At 63.2% G+C, this 15664-nt stretch carries 16 protein-coding genes; 9 read left to right on the forward strand and 7 right to left on the reverse strand.

Annotated features, from left to right (window positions below):
* Nucleotides 1-105: 105 nt before the first annotated feature.
* Genes yfcF through lipA form a run of 3 tightly spaced genes read left to right on the forward strand, consistent with a single transcriptional unit; the run spans nt 106 to nt 2473 of the window.
* Complete coding sequence (gene yfcF, locus AC07P1_RS07540; protein WP_494695189.1) at nt 106-729, forward strand: glutathione transferase; 624 nt, start codon at nt 106-108, stop codon at nt 727-729.
* A 42-nt stretch (nt 730-771) separates the two neighbouring features.
* Nucleotides 772-1455, forward strand: coding sequence for a lipoyl(octanoyl) transferase LipB (gene lipB / locus AC07P1_RS07545; RefSeq protein ID WP_494695190.1), 684 nt, complete (start codon nt 772-774; stop codon nt 1453-1455).
* A 31-nt stretch (nt 1456-1486) separates the two neighbouring features.
* Nucleotides 1487-2473, forward strand: coding sequence for a lipoyl synthase (gene lipA, locus AC07P1_RS07550; protein WP_315215823.1), 987 nt, complete (start codon nt 1487-1489; stop codon nt 2471-2473).
* 191 nt (nt 2474-2664) lie between these two features.
* Here lipA and AC07P1_RS07555 read toward each other — a convergent pair whose 3' ends face one another.
* The 7 genes from AC07P1_RS07555 to AC07P1_RS07585 form a co-directional block, all read right to left on the reverse strand.
* Entirely contained in the window at nt 2665-3825 is a 1161-nt protein-coding gene (locus AC07P1_RS07555; RefSeq protein WP_494695191.1) for a glycosyltransferase family 4 protein, read from the reverse strand.
* Between the two features lie 15 nt (nt 3826-3840).
* Entirely contained in the window at nt 3841-5733 is a 1893-nt protein-coding gene (asnB, locus tag AC07P1_RS07560) for an asparagine synthase (glutamine-hydrolyzing) (RefSeq protein ID WP_494695192.1), read from the reverse strand.
* A 92-nt stretch (nt 5734-5825) separates the two neighbouring features.
* Entirely contained in the window at nt 5826-6929 is a 1104-nt protein-coding gene (locus AC07P1_RS07565; RefSeq protein ID WP_494695193.1) for a HupE/UreJ family protein, read from the reverse strand.
* Nucleotides 6930-7031: 102 nt separating this feature from the next.
* Nucleotides 7032-8207 (reverse strand): hypothetical protein, encoded by a 1176-nt coding sequence (locus tag AC07P1_RS07570; protein ID WP_494695194.1) that lies wholly within the window; start codon nt 8205-8207, stop codon nt 7032-7034.
* A 60-nt stretch (nt 8208-8267) separates the two neighbouring features.
* Entirely contained in the window at nt 8268-8528 is a 261-nt protein-coding gene (locus AC07P1_RS07575; protein ID WP_494695195.1) for a hypothetical protein, read from the reverse strand.
* 11 nt (nt 8529-8539) lie between these two features.
* Nucleotides 8540-10033, reverse strand: a complete 1494-nt coding sequence (locus AC07P1_RS07580; RefSeq protein ID WP_494695196.1) for a DUF4331 domain-containing protein — start codon at nt 10031-10033, stop codon at nt 8540-8542.
* Between the two features lie 100 nt (nt 10034-10133).
* Nucleotides 10134-12167, reverse strand: coding sequence for a TonB-dependent receptor (locus AC07P1_RS07585; protein ID WP_494695197.1), 2034 nt, complete (start codon nt 12165-12167; stop codon nt 10134-10136).
* 148 nt (nt 12168-12315) lie between these two features.
* Between AC07P1_RS07585 and AC07P1_RS07590 the strand changes: the two genes are divergently transcribed.
* The 6 genes from AC07P1_RS07590 (at nt 12316) to AC07P1_RS07615 (ending at nt 15642) form a co-directional block, all read left to right on the forward strand.
* Nucleotides 12316-12927 carry a sigma-70 family RNA polymerase sigma factor gene (locus tag AC07P1_RS07590; protein ID WP_494695198.1) on the forward strand — a complete coding sequence of 204 codons (612 nt, stop codon included), beginning with the start codon at nt 12316-12318 and terminating at the stop codon, nt 12925-12927.
* Nucleotides 12924-13628: an anti-sigma factor gene (locus tag AC07P1_RS07595; protein WP_494695199.1), complete on the forward strand. Its 705-nt coding sequence runs from the start codon at nt 12924-12926 to the stop codon at nt 13626-13628. Before AC07P1_RS07590 ends, AC07P1_RS07595 begins: the two co-directional genes overlap by 4 nt.
* Nucleotides 13629-13880: 252 nt before the next feature.
* Nucleotides 13881-14180 carry a type II toxin-antitoxin system HigB family toxin gene (locus AC07P1_RS07600; RefSeq protein WP_494695200.1) on the forward strand — a complete coding sequence of 100 codons (300 nt, stop codon included), beginning with the start codon at nt 13881-13883 and terminating at the stop codon, nt 14178-14180.
* Nucleotides 14177-14602 (forward strand): helix-turn-helix domain-containing protein, encoded by a 426-nt coding sequence (locus AC07P1_RS07605; RefSeq protein ID WP_494695201.1) that lies wholly within the window; start codon nt 14177-14179, stop codon nt 14600-14602. Before AC07P1_RS07600 ends, AC07P1_RS07605 begins: the two co-directional genes overlap by 4 nt.
* Before the next feature lie 93 nt (nt 14603-14695).
* Nucleotides 14696-15118 carry a PaaI family thioesterase gene (locus AC07P1_RS07610; RefSeq protein WP_363507356.1) on the forward strand — a complete coding sequence of 141 codons (423 nt, stop codon included), beginning with the start codon at nt 14696-14698 and terminating at the stop codon, nt 15116-15118.
* A 44-nt stretch (nt 15119-15162) separates the two neighbouring features.
* The gene (locus tag AC07P1_RS07615; RefSeq protein ID WP_494695202.1) at nt 15163-15642 is read left to right on the forward strand and encodes a group I truncated hemoglobin; all 480 of its coding nucleotides are present in this window, start codon (nt 15163-15165) and stop codon (nt 15640-15642) included.
* The last annotated feature ends 22 nt before the right edge of the window (nt 15643-15664 follow it).

Consider the following 15664-nt stretch of genomic DNA (forward strand, 5'->3'; position numbering starts at 1 on the left):
GATAACTATGTGAATAAAATTAGCAAGAATCACGAAAATATAACGTTATACAGGCGCTACGGCAAGGTCTAACATGTGAATAAATCTACCCAAGCCGGAGCCGCCATGTCTTTTATCCTGTACGCCGATAGCCTGTTCACCAGCCCTTACGCCTTGTCCGCCTTTGTGGCGCTGACCGAAAAAGGCGTGCCGTTCACCTTGCAGACGGTGGATCTGGAGGCTGGACAGCAAAAGCGCAGCGATTACGCGGACCGCGCTTTCACCGCCCGCGTGCCGGCGCTGGTGGAAGGCGACTTCGTGCTGACCGAGTCGAGCGCGATCACGGAGTATTTGGAGGAGAGTTTCCCGGCGCCGGAATATCTGGCGTTGTATCCTAAAGACAGGCGCCAGCGCGCCCGGGCGCGGCAGGTGCAGGCGTGGCTGCGCAGCGATCTGGTGCCGGTGCGGGTCGAGCGCGACACGGAAACGGTGTTCTTCGGCAAGGCCAGCGCGCCGCTGACGGAGGCCGGCCGCGCCGCCGCCGACAAGCTGATCCAAGCCGCCGACCAACTGGTGCAGGGGCCGAATCTGTTCGGCGAATGGTCGATCGTCGATGTCGATTTGACCATGATGCTGAACCGGTTGATCTTCAACGGCGACGAGGTGCCGCAGAAGTTGAAGGATTACGCCGCCGCCCAGTGGCAGCGGACGTCGATCCAGCAATGGCTGGCGCGGCATCAGCCGGGGTAACCGCCTTCAGCCCCGTTATGCGGGCTGATTTATAATGGCGGCATGACGTCTCCTACCCAAACCGAGCCGGCGCTGATCCGCCACCTCGGTCTCGCCGACTACGACAGCACCTTCGCCGCGATGCGCGCCTTCACCGACGCGCGCGCGCCCGACACCCGCGACGAACTGTGGATCGTCGAGCATCCTCCCGTCTTCACCTTGGGCCTGGGCGCCGACCGTGGCCACCTGCTGGCCGGCGCGTCCGCCATCCCCGTGGTGCAGACCGACCGCGGCGGCGAAGTCACCTACCACGGCCCCGGCCAGGTGGTGATTTACCTGCTGATCGACCTGCGCCGCAACAAGCCCGGCGGCAAGCTGTACGCCCGGCAATTCGTCCATAAAATCGAGCAAGCGATCATCAATGTGTTAGGGGCGTATAATCTCATCGGTGAGCGCGTTGAAGGCGCGCCGGGCATCTACATGGCCGGCGGACCCAAGCAAGGCGCCAAAATCGCCGCGCTCGGCTTGAAAGTGCGCGGCAACGGTTGCACCTACCATGGGCTGTCGCTGAATGTGGCGATGGATTTGGCCCCGTTTTCCTGGATTAATCCTTGCGGCTATGCCGGACTGGAAACAGTCGATATGCGGTCCGTCGGCGCCCAGGCGCAATTGTCGGACGTGCAACAGCAACTGGCCGACGAACTGATACGCGTCCTGGCTCTTGTAGAACCAGCAACACACGAATAACCAAACTATGCCCGCGAGGGCACGCAGCCAAATGACCACTGAGACCACCTCCAGCATCGCCCCCGCTTACAACCCGAGCGAAAAGCAAAAAGGCGCCAGCAAAACCGCGCGCATCCCGATCAAGATCGTGCCGATCGAGCAAGTTGAGCGTCTGAAGAAGCCGGAGTGGATCCGCGTCAAGGCCGCGTCGGCCTCGACCCGTTTCTACGAAATCAAGGACATCCTGCGCGAGAACAAGCTGGTCACCGTCTGCGAAGAAGCGAGCTGCCCGAACATCGGCGAATGCTTCGGCAAGGGCACGGCCACCTTCATGATCATGGGCGACAAGTGCACCCGCCGCTGCCCGTTCTGCGACGTCGGCCACGGCCGTCCCGATCCGCTGGACAAGGAAGAGCCGGGCAACCTGTCGCGCACCATCGCCGAGCTGCGCCTGAGCTACGTGGTCATCACCTCGGTCGACCGCGACGACTTGCGTGACGGCGGCGCCGGCCACTTCGTCGAGTGCATCCAGAACACCCGCGCGCTGTCGCCGAAGACCCAGATCGAAGTGCTGGTGCCGGACTTCCGCGGCCGCCTGCAAAAGGCGCTGGACATCTTCAAGGACGGCCTGCCGGACGTGATGAACCACAACCTGGAAACGGTGCCGCGCCTGTACAAGGAAGCGCGTCCGGGTTCGGACTACATGCACTCGCTGCAGCTGCTCAAGGAATTCAAGGAACTGTATCCGGAAGTCAAAACCAAGTCGGGCATCATGGTCGGCCTGGGCGAGACCGACGAGGAAATCCTGCAGGTGATGCGCGACATGCGCGAGCACAACATCGACATGCTGACCATCGGCCAGTACCTGGCGCCGTCGAACAGCCACCTGCCGGTGCGCCGCTACGTGCACCCGGACGTGTTCAAGATGTTCGAAGCGGAAGCGTACAAGATGGGCTTCAAGCACGCCGCCGTCGGCGCCATGGTGCGCAGTTCGTACCATGCGGACGAGCAGGCGCATAACGTGCTGGCTTCGGCCTAAGACGGCTGCGTCGACCTCGTCGATCACGTAGGGCGGATTAGCGCAGCGTAATCGGCCATGCATGAGCCGCCTGTGACTCATGCATGGCCGATTACGGCGTTCCGCCTAATCCGCCCTACGTGGTACCGTTGAAACCCGTGCGTCGCTGGCCACGAGGCCCGTCGCAGCTTTCCCCCGGCTGCGTCGCATATTCACACCTGGCGCGGCCTGATTTCGCCAGCACCCGGCGCCTCCGCCAGAATCTCTCCATACAGCCCGACCAGCTTGGCACCTTCGGCATCCCACCGGTATTTGCTTTCGACAGTGCGCCTGCCGTTGCGGCCCATCTCGTCGGCCTCCTCGGGATGCGTCAGCAGGTAGTTGATCGCCTTGGCGATCGCGTTCGGGTTTTCGGGATCGACGCAGATGCCGCATTCGGCGTCTTCGACTATTCCTCGCCACAGCGGGAAATCCGAGGCGATCACCGGCACGCCGGCCGACATGTATTCGAACAGCTTGATCGGCAGCGCGTTGACGAAGTTCGGTTCCGGCTTCAAGGTCACCAGGCCGCACAGGCTGCGCGCCATGATCTCGCCCACCTTTTGCCGGTCGACGAAACCGTACTCCTCGACCTGGCGCCAGCCCCGATACGTCTTTAGCTCGACGCGCAGCGCGGGCGGGTCGAACGCGCCGGCCAGCAGCAGCTTGACGGGCACCATCTCCAGCGCCTGGATGATGTGGCGGATGCCGCGCATTTCATTGATCGCGCCGACGTAGCAGACGCTGTCGCGCGGGGCCGCGGTCAACACCGTCGCAGATGCGCCCGCGAGCTCGTTGATGGCCGGGTAGTTGTGGATCACCGCCACCCGCGCGGCGCTCTTGTCGAACAGCGCGCCGATGTACGGCGTGGCCGCGACCATGGCGGCGAAACGCCGCGCCGCGAAGTGCTCCACCCCGCGCGCGACCGAGCCTATGACATGGCGCAGCGGCCTCGGTATCCATTGCTTGGAGTGGATGTCGGCGCGCAGGTCCTCATGCAGGTCGTAGATGACTTTGCGGCCCTGCCAGCTCAGCAGCAAGCCATATGGAATCAGCTCGGGATCGTGGAAGTGATAGACGTCGGCGTCCAGCGCCCTGGCGGCGCGGTAGCAGCGCCAACCCTGCGCCACCATGCGCCGTAGCCGTCCTCCCGGCAGCGCGGCGAGCGGATGGATAGTGACTCCGGCCATGGCCGCCTCGGCGATCTGCGTCTCGTCCGCGCCAATGACCAGATGCACGTCGAAACCTGCCTGCGCGAGCGAGACGCATTGCTTGCGGTAGATGCGGATGTCCAGGCCAGGATGCACCGACGAAAAATGGCAGACTTTTTTCATGGCACGGCTCCGTCGCTAAGCCGCCAGCCTGGAGGCTCCGGTCTGCCGGCGCGGCACGCGTGTCGGATCGACCAACCATGCCAGCAGCAGCGCTTCGTCGAGCAGATCGGGGTCTCTCGACAGCGCTTCATCGGACAGCAGCGTGTCGAGCTGTTCGCCGCTTTTGAGCGACCCCTGCAGCGCCGTCGCGTGGTCGAAGATGGTCCCGCGCAGCGCGGCGCCGATACCTTGCGTGATCCAGTTCTGCGTGACGTCGAAGCCGCGCTTCTTGCGATTGAGCCGTACGGCGTCGGGCACCAGTCCCTTGGCCGCGCGGCGCAGCATCCATTTACCGTAGCCGTTGGCGATCTTCATGCGCGTCGGCAGCGCCAGCGCGAATTCGATCATCCGATAATCCATGAACGGCAGCCTGGTCTCGATGCCGTAGCCCATCGAGTTGCGGTCCTCGTAGCGCAGCAAGGTGGGCAGGCTCCATTGCTGGATATCCTCGATCTGCCGGTCCGGCAGCGATATGCCGGCCTCGCCCCACAGGTTGTGCGCGCCGGGCTCCCAGTCGAGCAGGCGGAACGCGGCGGCCTTGTTCTTGCCGCTCTTGTAGCGGTTCAGGTTTTGCCAGTACATGCGCGCCTGGCTGGCCTCGTGCGTGAGCATCAGGCCGAGCGAATACATCAGCCGCAACATGCCTTTCGGGTCGCGCCGGTGCAGCGCCTCCCGCAACGCGATGACGATGAACTTGCGGTAGCCGGCGAAAATCTCGTCACTGCCCTGGCCGCCGAGCAGCACCTTGAAGCCGGCGTCGCTGACTTCGCGGAACACGGCGTTCTGCGCGATCGGGCTCATGCCCGAAAACGGCGCTTCCTGAAAGGCCATGGTCTTTTCCAGCACCTCGTACAGGTCCCAACTGCTGTAGCGCGGCCAGACGTAGGTGACGTCGATGTCGGCGGCCCTGGCCAGCGATTGCGTGCCCGGGCCTTCGGAGGAACGCTCGGACGGCGAGCCGAACGAGAACGCGTGCGTGCGCGCGCGGTGGCGCTGCATCATGCAGGCGATCGACGCCGAGTCCAGGCCGGCGCTTAACGATACCGCCACCGGCACGTCGCTGCGCAACCGCAGCTGGACGGCGCTGTCGAACAGCTGGCGGCATTCTTCGAGCAGGTCGGCGTCGTCCGTGTGCGACATCGCCTCGCGCCGCCGGGCCACCGCGTCCCGCAGCGAATACCATCGGCCTTCGGTGATCCTTATGCGCTCGGGCGACAATTGGAACTTGACCCAGCATCCGGCGCCGACCGCGTTCACGTGTTTGTAGGGCGATCCGGATTGCGCGGTCTCGTAGGCCTTGTAGCGCACGCCGCGCGCGCAGTAGCCGGTGTCGATGTCGGTGCCGACCATGCCGGCGATGCCGGCGACCGACGAGCCGAAAGCGATATCGCCATTCGGGCAGCGGCCCCACAGCAGCGGCTTCACGCCGAAGCGGTCGCGCACCAGCCAGAGCTCGCCGGTGTTTTCATTCAACGCGGCAAAGGAGAACATGCCGTTGAGGCGCTGCAAGGCTTTCACGCCCCAGAGCGCCCACGCGCGCAGCAAGACCTCGGTGTCGCTGCCGCCGTTGAATACTTGCCCGCTGGCTTGCAGTGTTTCGCGGATTTCCCGGTAGTTGTAGATTTCACCGTTGTAGACGATGGACCAGCCGGACTCGGCATCGAGCATCGGCTGCGCGCCCAGCGCCGACAGTTCGATCACCGCGAGCCGGCTGTGGGCGAAGGTGACGGCGTGGCCGCGACAAGCGACCTGCCTGGAGCCGCGCGCGTCCGGCCCGCGTCCGTTGATATAGCGAAAGGCGGCGGCCAGTGCGGCGGAGGTGTCGCATTGCGCTGCGCCATTGTTGATCATGCCCCATATTCCGCACATTTTTTTGTTCTCGCGATCGATGAAAGTGGCGTTGATCGTAGCTGAACAAAAAGACAACTGATGCGACGTGGGTCAATGTCGCGCGTGATCCCTCATACCTGGATATCGAACGCGCGCTCGACGAACCAGACCAATGCCACCAAGGCGATCGCGGCCGAACCGCCGGTGAGCACGCGGCGGTAGAACACGGTATTTCGCAGCGTAAACGCCAGCGGAAGGAATAGCGCGACGATGCATAATTGCCCGATTTCCACGCCGAGGTTGAATCCGAACAAGCTTGCCAGCAGCGCCGTTTTCGGCAGGCCGAGATCGATCAGCACGCTGGCGAAACCGAAGCCGTGGATCAGGCCGAACACGAAGGCCGCGACCGGCCGCCGTCCCCGGAACAGCGGGTAGATGTTGTTGACCGCAGCCAGTATCACCGAGGCGGCGATGGCCGATTCGACAAAGCGGGACGGCAGCGCGATCAGCGACAGGCTGGCCAGGGTCAACGTCAGCGAGTGCGCCAGCGTGAACGCGGTCACCACTTTCAGCACGTCGATGAAAGAGCCGCGCAGATTGTTTGCTGGCGCGGCCAGCAGCACCGCCGGCAGCAGCAGCGACAGCAGGAACAGGATGTGGTCGTAGCCGATCCAGATGTGCCACACGCCTTCCTTGATGTAGGTGGCGAATTGCCGCCAGCGGTTCGGCGCCGTCAGCGACAAGGTCTGGCGCGCGTGCTGCGGATCGAGGATGGCGGTGGAGGTTTCGCCGTCGTGCGTCAGGCGCAGCAGACCTTTGTGTTGGGGATCGAGGTCGGCGAAGAGACGGTAGTCGATGGTGAGTTGCGTCACCGGTTTTTGGCAGGTGACGCCGAAGCGCATCACGCTGTAGGCGCCGTCGGTGTGGTCATCGATCAGTTGGTCTGCGATGTTGATGGCGCACGGGCCGTTTTCGGTCGATAGCTTCAGGCGTTCCAGCGTATAGGCGGAGATGGCTGCGTGGCGTGCGCGAATTTCGTCCCAGGTCAGTTTGCCGTCGCCGTCCTGATCGAGGCCGATGGCGAAATCCAGGTCGCGCAGGGCGATGTCCCATTGGCCGGTGATGTTATCGCCCTGGGTGGTCAGTGACAGATAACTGTCGCTCGGCTTGTGCGCCTGTGCCGGCAGCATGGCGCCGAACAGCAGCGTGAGGAGTATGAGTAGGCGTGTCGTCATGTTTAAGTTAACTCGTAGGGCGGATTAGGCGGAACGCCGTAATCGGCCATCGTTGAGCCGTCGATGGCGCACACATGGCCGATTACGCTTCGCTAATCCGCCCTACGTGGTTCCGTTGATTAGCTGGCGTATCAGGCGCTGCGCGGCGACGTCTTCGATCTGGTGCTGCTTTACCCAGTCGATCACTGGTTTCGCGGCGCCGGCATCGCTCGCCGCTACCGCCGCCTCCAGATAAATGCGAATGTCGGCCGGCTCCTTTTGTATCGCCCAGTTTTTCTTCGCCAGTGCCAGTGCGGTTGATGCATCGCGGCGCAGCATCAGTTCAAATCGCGCTTGCTCGCGCTGGTGCACCGTGTCGCCACGCAGCGCGGCGGCGTCGAAGCGGGCGGCCAGTTCCTTGATGTCCGCGGCCAGTGCTTTCTCCTGGCCGCCTTGCCGCTGCAACGCCAGCGCGCGCCGCAGCAACAGCGCGTCGATCCGCGACTGATCGCGCAACAGCGTCAACACCTCGCCTGGCCGCTTTTGCTCGAGAAGGAAATCGGCGTAAGCGCCCAGCAGATAGCTGTCGTTCGGTGCCATGGCCAGCGCGCGCTTGTAGCGCGCTTCGGCGACGACCGCGTCGCCGCGCCGCTGCGCCATCTCGGCCAGCAACGTCAGCGCCCATTCCTTCAGCTCCTCCGGCGCGTTGGCGCTGCGTTCCAACGTCAGGTCCAGCAGCTGTTCGCTTTTGACGGAGCGGCCCGTGACCGTACCGACGTTGGCGATGCACGTCACGGTGATCAGCTCTATCGACAGGTTCGACAAGTGCGCGCAGCTGGCGGTGGCGCCTGCGTAGTCGCCCTGTACCGTTTGCACGGTCGCTTGCGTCAGCCATGCCTGCGCGTTGTCCGGCTGCGCCGCCAGCACGCCTTTCAGGTCGGCCAGCGCGGGACCGAATTGATGGGTGCTTTGCAGCAGCGTGGCGCGCAGCAGGCGCACCTGCGGCGGTGGCGCGGCCTGCGACCACCATGGCGCCAGCGCGGCCTGCGCGTAGCCCAGATAGCGCGGATCGGTTTCACTGCGGCCCAGCGAAATGTATCGCTGCGCGACGCTGGTGGCCAGCGCGATATCGGTCGGCTTGGCGTTCAACTCCGCGCGCAGGCTGCGCAACCGCTGCTGCACCGGATCGCCACGGCGCGGCAGCGTTTCGATCACTTGCTTGCCGCTGGACGGAATGTAGGGCGCGGCTTGCGCGGCGGCGGCCGATAACGCCAGGGCGATGAATATTCTTATTCTCATGGGGACCTCTAAACGGCGTAAAGGGCGGACCGTGCGGCGTCCGCCCTCGTCACTGCTTGCTTACTTCACGGTCGCCGGTTCCGTGTCGTCCGGCGTGGTGACGGCGACAGGATCGGTCGCCGTCGGCTCGGTGGTGGTTTCGCTGCCGTCGCCGATCAAGGACATCACGGCGGCGAAGAAGCTGTCCACCATGCTGACCGGCGGCGTGACCACGGGCGGCGTCGTCACCGGTGGTGGCGTGGTGGCGATGTGGTCGCTGCCGCCGCCGCAGGCGCTCAGTGCGAGCACGCATGCCAGGCCCAGATATTTAAGGGATCTCATGTCGTCCCCCCTTACATCTGCGGCGAACCGGCGATCGGCGTTTTCAGGTACGGGAACGAGGCGTTGAAGAAGCTGTCGTCCAGGTAGGCGCCGTCGGTGAAGTGCAGGCCGCCGGCAGCTGCGTCGGCCGGTGCGCAGCCCAGGTTCAGGGTGCACAGTTTGCCCATCACCACGCGCAGCGCGATGTCGACCACGTCGTCACCCGGACGGCGGCCGTTCGGGAAGCCGGCATTGTCGCCGTCGATGACGCCAAGGCGCTTCTGCGCGCCGGCGGCGACGGCTGGCGTCGACGTGTTCAGGCGCAGCATTTCAGACGCGGTGACGGTGGCCGGCTGGTTCAAACCTTTGACGCCGGTGAGGAAGGCCGCCACCAGGTCGTTGCGCGGGAAGTTGGTCGGGGCCTTGGCGCCGGCGCTGCCGTACAGGATTTCGATCAGCGCGGGCAGGGTCGGGTTGGTGACGTAGGTGGCGAACTGGCCGTCCGCGCCAGGCTTGCTGGCGTTGAAGGTGTCCTTGTCTTTGAGGCCGATGACGACTTCATTGACCAGCGGCGCGCCCAGGCGCGATACCTGGGTCCAGGCGCCGCCCTCCTTCGACGGCGAGCTCGAATTCGGTGTCGGGTTCAACAGGCGTCCCTGGCGCACGCTGGCGGTGGTCCAGCCGCCGATCACCGGATCGCCGCCGGTGGAAGCGGTCAGGCACGATGCCGCCACTTCCAGTTCGATCGCGGTCACGTTCTTGGTCGCCAGGTCGTCCTTGGCGCCCTTCTCGGCGCCGGCGGAAAACTCGGTGGCCGGCGCCTTGATGTTGACCAGATCGAAGGTCTCGCCCAGGTTGACGACGAATGGATCCTTGCGTTGGCCGACGAACAGGCGCGCCGGCGTGCTGCAGCCCGGGATGTTGACGTTGTAGACGTGGGCGGCGGCATACGCGGCGTAGTTGGGGATCGACTTGTTGCCGATGTTATCGAGCGGCTTGTCGAAGGTGGCGCCGCCGGCGACGTTGGTCACGGCCGCCTTGGTGCCGGTGCGGCGGTCGCCGCGCACGACGTTGACGGTGTAGGTCTCGCGCACGTTGGCGCCGGGCGCGTTGACGCCGGCGATGGCGCCGCCGTTGATCACCAGCGGGATCGAAACATCCTTGCCGCCGACGGACAGTTTGGTGTCCTTGTTGGTGTTGGTGAAGCGGAATTGGAACGTCAGATCTTCCTTGGCGTCGCCGTTGTTATCGATGTGGATCTCGTATAGCGCGTTCGGGTCCATGGCGAAGTAGTTCGGGCCGCCGTAGGCGTCCTGCAGCGGCACGTAGTCGGCGATCAGGGTGATGAAGTTGGATCGGCCGCTCTCGTAGCTGCGGAACATATAGAAGTCGGTGGCGTCGACTTTGGGACTTTGCGTGACGAACGGTGCTTCGCGATGGCTGGACGCCATGGCCGCCGGTGCGATGGCGCCCGCCAGCGTGCCTAGCACGGCCACGTATAGCGCCTGCTTGAAGATTGTTTGCATTCGATTTCTCCCCAACTGGTTGATTTGATTGGACTGCACGGTCGTATACGCGGGGGCGGTGGCGCCAGATTCAGATTCGATAAGGTTTTTTAAAATATATTTAGAAAGTGTGCGAAAGTGTCACGCGCCAGGTGCGCGGCTCGACCGGATGCGAGTGGACGTCGTCGATGCCTTCGGCCGGCTCGCCGGGCAGGCGCGAGGCGTAGTAGTAGTCGATGTCGCTGGCGCGGCGGTCGAACAGGTTGAAGCCGTCGAGGGTGAGTTTGGTGCGCTTATTAATCTGGTAGCCGATACGGCCGTAGGCCAGCGCCGTCGACGCCGAGCGCACGCTGTTGTCTTCGATGAGCGGGCGCGGTCCGAAGTAGCGCAGCTCCATGCCGCCGAACCAGCCCCCCAGGTCCTTGACCGTTACGCCGAACGAGGCCACCTTGTTGAGCGAACCGGGTACGCGGTTGCCGGCCGGATCGTCCCGGCGGTAGCGGGAGCGCGAGGCCGACAGGTCCAAATCAAACAGCAGCCATGGCGCGGCGATGTAGTGGTTGCTCCATTCGATGCCGCTGCGGCGGCTGGGGCGGCTCGCCTCGGTGTCGCCGCTGTCGCCGACGTAGACCAGTTCGGAGTCGATGTCCAGGGTCCACAGGGACAAGGAGCTTTGCAGGCCGCGTATGATTTCGCTGCGCACGCCCAGCTCCGCGCCGCGCGTGCCCACCAGTGGCGTGGCGCGGTCCGGCGCGAGCACGCCACGGGCGTCGTTGCTGTGAAAGCCGGCGCCGTAGTTGACGAAGTACTCGGTGCCGGCCCACGGCCCGAAGATCAGCGACAGCTTGGGCGATGCCTTGTTCGCGCTGGCGCTGGCGCCATTCACATCGAAGCGGTAGGCGTCGTAGCGCAGGCCGGCGATGGTGCGGAATTCCGGCAGCCAGTAGCTGGTGTTCTCCAAATAAAGGCCCGCGCTGGCCTCCTTGATCCTGTCCTCGCGCACGGTGCTCAAACGCTCGCGTTCGCGCGTGGCGTACAGGCCGATCGGCGACACATGGTCGTAGCGGGTCTGCACGCCGACCTTGTTGCGCATGTCGACGCCGGCGATCTTGTCGAGCCAGGTCTGGCTGGCGTTGACGCCGCCCATGGTGCGGCGTTCGCTCTGCTGGAACTGGTCGCCGTCGACCGGGTCGGCCAGCAGGTAGGTGAAGTTGCTGTACAGATCCAGGCTGGAGCGCACCAGATAGGCCGAGGCCTCGGTGATGCGGCCGTCGGCGCGCCGGTGCATGTCCCACGACAGGCTGGCGCGGGCGGTCTCGCCGCCGTCGCTGGCGTCGAGGCTGCCGAAGCGGTCGATCAGGCCGTCGCGCACGGCGCGTTGCGGTATCTGGTCGGTGGCGTTCCAGCGGTTGCGGTAGGCCATGGCGGTGACGCTGTAGCCGTCCTGCGCGTCGCCATGGCTGTAGCGCAGTACGGCGTTGTATTTTCGCACCTGTTCCGGGGTTTGCCACGGACCGTCGTTGCGGCCCAGATCGATGCCATACAGCAAGGTGCCGCCGGCGGCCGCCATCGAGTCGGCCAGCAACGCGCGGCGGTAGCCATAGCGTCCCATGGTCAGACTGGCGATGCCTTCGGGCAGCCGGTCCGACAGGCGGATATGGGCCGCGCCGGCGGACGAGAAATCGCCCTCGTCGGCGAAGTAGCTGCCCTTCTTGTAGTCGATGCGCTGCACCAGCTCGGGGATCAGGAAGTTGAGGTCGGAGTAGCCCTGGCCGTGGGCGTTGCTGCGCATGTTGACCGGCATCGCATCGACATAGGTGGCGAAGTCGGTGCCGTGATCCAGATTGAAGCCGCGCAGGAAGTACTGGTTGGCCTTGCCGTCGCCGCTGTGCTGCGTGACGATCATGCCGGGCACGAATTCCAGCAGCTCGCCGGTGCGCAGCGCGGCTCGGCTGGCGATCAGGTTGGACGTCACCGTGCCCTGGCTGGCCGCGTCCGAGGTGCCGACCGCGTTGTCGTAATGGGCCAACACCGTCACCCGGGTCATGGCCACCGCACCGGCCACTTCGGCGTCCTCGGCGGCCAGTGCCATGCCGCCCGCGCCCTGCGCGGCGGCCGCCGCCAGCGCCATAGCCATGTTGCGTCTGATCCCCATCGCGTCTCCCCAGAGTTATAAGTTGTTTCGAGTTGGGGAGATGTACGGCGCCTGAAGCGGTTCGGATTCAATTATTTGACCCGCTAATTTTTGTTCGCGCGGGTGCGGGAGTATGGTATTTTTCACACGCTCGACAGGGTTTCCATCAATGCATACACTTTCAAGGCGGGCCGTGTCCGACGTCCATACACTCGATCCCCAGCAGCTGCGCGCGTGGCTGCAAGGCGCCGCCAACCGCGATGACGCCTCCTTTCGTTCCCTCTATGACGCCACTTCATCGAAACTGTTCGGCTTCGCGCTGCGTATATTGAACAAGCGCGAACTGGCCGAAGAGGTGTTGCAAGAGAGTTTCGTGGCGATCTGGAACAACGCCGGCAGTTATCAAAGCCATTTGGCCGCGCCGATGACGTGGATGACCACCATCGTGCGCAACAAGGCTTTCGATCTCTTGCGCCGCAGCGATGTGACCACCGAAATCGATGGGGAGCAGTTTGACAGCGAGGTTATCAATGCACTACGGGACCCGGGCGCCACGCCGATCGAGGCACTTCAGATGAGCAGCGACGCCAAGGCATTGGCCTACTGCATGTCCGCGCTGGAAGGGCTGCACCGCCAGGTGATCGGCCTGGCGTTCTTCCACGACCTGTCGCATAGCGAGGTGGCGGCGCAGATGGCGCTACCGATCGGCACCGTCAAGACCTGGATACGCCGCAGCCTGGAACGCCTGAAGACCTGCCTGTCGAAGCGGGAGCAATCATGAACATCCGCGACAACGGACCGCTGCGCGAGAAGCTGGCCGCCGAATACGTGCTCGGCACCCTCAAGGGCGGCGCGCGCCGCCGCTTCGAAGGCTATATGCACAACGACGCGGCGCTGCGCCGCACCACGCAGGAGTGGGCGGACCGATTGACGCCGCTGGCCGAGTTCTCGACCCCGCAGGCGCCGCGCCGCCAGGTGTGGACCAACATCGAACGGCGTTTGAACCTGAAGCGCGCGCACTCGGCCTGGCAATTCTGGCGCAACGAGTCGGTCACGTTCTGGCGCTCGCTGGGCGTGGTGTCGACGGCGTTGGCGGCCTTGCTGGTGGTGGTCATCACCACGCGCACCTTGGACGCGCCGCAGCTCGATTATGTCGCCACCCTGACCGACGAGAAGTCGCAGACCGCGCTGGTGTTGACCGGCGACACAGGCCGCAAGGCGCTGACGGTGCGCATGGTGGGCAACGCGCCGGTGCCGGCGGATAAATCGCTCGAGCTGTGGGCCGTGCCGAAACAGGGCAATCCGCGTTCGCTCGGTCTTTTGGCCGATCGCGGCGAGGTCAAGCTGGCGCTGACCAGCAAAGCGATCGGCGATGACGTCGCGCTGCTGGCGGTGACCCTGGAGCCGAAGGGCGGCTCGCCGAATCCGAACGGCCCGACCGGTCCGATCCTGTACAAAGGCGCTTGGGTGCGCGTGATGTAAGTTGGTATGATCGCGGGTGTTGGGCATAGCCCTTACCCGCAGTCCCCACTTAGTCATTACCAGGTCGGTCCACTTGAGCTGGCAAACCCTGTCTTATGCCATTGATGTTTCTCAATGCCCGCTCCCGGATCCCCTGCCACGCTCGATCACCAAATCTAATTTCGAAAAAGTACGCATATTGCGAAGTTCTCAAAGCGCGTATATTATGCTTGAGTAATCAGTATGCGTCGGCGAGCGGCAGAGAAAGAAGATATGCATGTGATTGCAAAAAGCACGCTCATGGTGTTCGCGGAAAAACACCCAGAAGCAAGTGAAAAATTATTGTCTTGGTACAGAACAATGAAAGCTTGCACTGCAAAAAATTTTAGCGAGTTAAAGCTTACATTCGGTAGTGCTGACTATGCCCCCCCAAAATATACCGTTTTCGATATTGGAGGAAACGACTATCGAATCGTTACAGTGATTTTTTATGGTGCTCAGAAGGTTTACGTCCGGCTGGTGGGGACACACTCCGAGTACGATAAATGGACGAAGGGAAATCGAGGAACATGAACGATTACGACCAATCGAGCGATGCCATGTCTGAGCTGGAAAAAGCATGGACTGCATTACAGAATCTCGCCTTGTTACGGCCGATTCGTAGTCCCGCCGACTTTGAGCGTATGCATGTCCTGACCGACGCGCTGTCGGACGAAGTTGGGGATGATGAAAGTCATCCCCTCTTCTCGATGCTTGAGTTAACAATGGAGTTGATGCAGCGATGGGAGGACGAGCACGTCATGGTTCCCGTTGCTGAACCAAAAGAAGTGCTCCGATATTTATTGGAGGAAAACGGCTTGAAGCAGAAAGACTTAAGTGACATTGCTTCACCTACTTTGATGAGTGATATTTTGGCAGGCCGTCGAGGGATAAGCCGGGTGTTAGCGAAGCGCCTGGCGGACCGCTTTAACGTCAATGTGAGCGCGTTTTTGTAACTTGCGCGCTTCCGGTTCTGCGACCTCGACACGAACCTTAAGTTGCAAAAATTGTTATCATTGCCAGCTAAATTCAAATTTGAAAGGCTGGCAATGGACGCTCAAAAATTCACGCCCGAGTACTTCAACCAGTTCGGCCAGGAGACGCTGCCGTCCCACCTCGGCATCGTCATCACGGCGGTGCGCGAAGGCGAGTTGGTGGCGCAGTTCGAGGTCGCGGCCAAGCACCTGGCGCCGAACGGTTTCCTGCATGCCGGCAGCGTGGTCACGCTGGCCGATACCGCTTGCGGCTACGCCTGTTTCGCGCATCTGCCGGAAGGCGCGCAGAACTTCACCACCATCGAATTGAAGTCGAACCACCTCGGCACCGCGCGCGACGGCGTGGTCGTCGCGACCGCGAAGGCGGTCCATCTGGGCCGCACCACGCAGGTGTGGGACGCGGTGGTGACCAGCCAGGCCACTGGTAAAACGATAGCGTTGTTCCGTTGCACACAGATGGTTCTGTTCCCGAAATAGCTGATAAATTGTGCGGGGACGAAGCCCTCGCACAAGGATATGAAATGAGTCGATTCACGAAGATGGCCGGTATCGGCTTGGGCCTGTTGCTGGCCTCCTCGCTGGCGTTCGCGCAGACGCCGTACACCGACGACAAGGTGTATCAGGGCCTGGGCGGCAAGGAAGGCATCAAGAAGATCGTCGACACCTTCATTCCGCTGCTGCTAGCCGATCCGCGCATCAAGGACAGCTTCGCCGACTTCGACATGGAGCAGCTCAATGTGCGCTTGCAGGAGCAGTTCTGCGAGTTCGCCGGCGGCCCTTGCAAGTACACCGGCAAATACCGCGACAAGACGATGGACGGCGTCGGCACCGAGCGTGACATGGCGACCGTGCACCAGGATTTGAAAATCACCAACGCGATGTTCAACGCGCTGACCGAGGATTTGCAGATCGCCATGGAGCGCAACAACGTGCCCAATAGCGTGGCGAACAAGCTGATAGCCAAGCTGGCGCCGATGCAGCGCGCCATCGTGACCAAATGATCCGGCCGGGAGCCTCGCAGTG

Source organism: Duganella sp. GW821-FHT07F09, assembly GCF_059418705.1.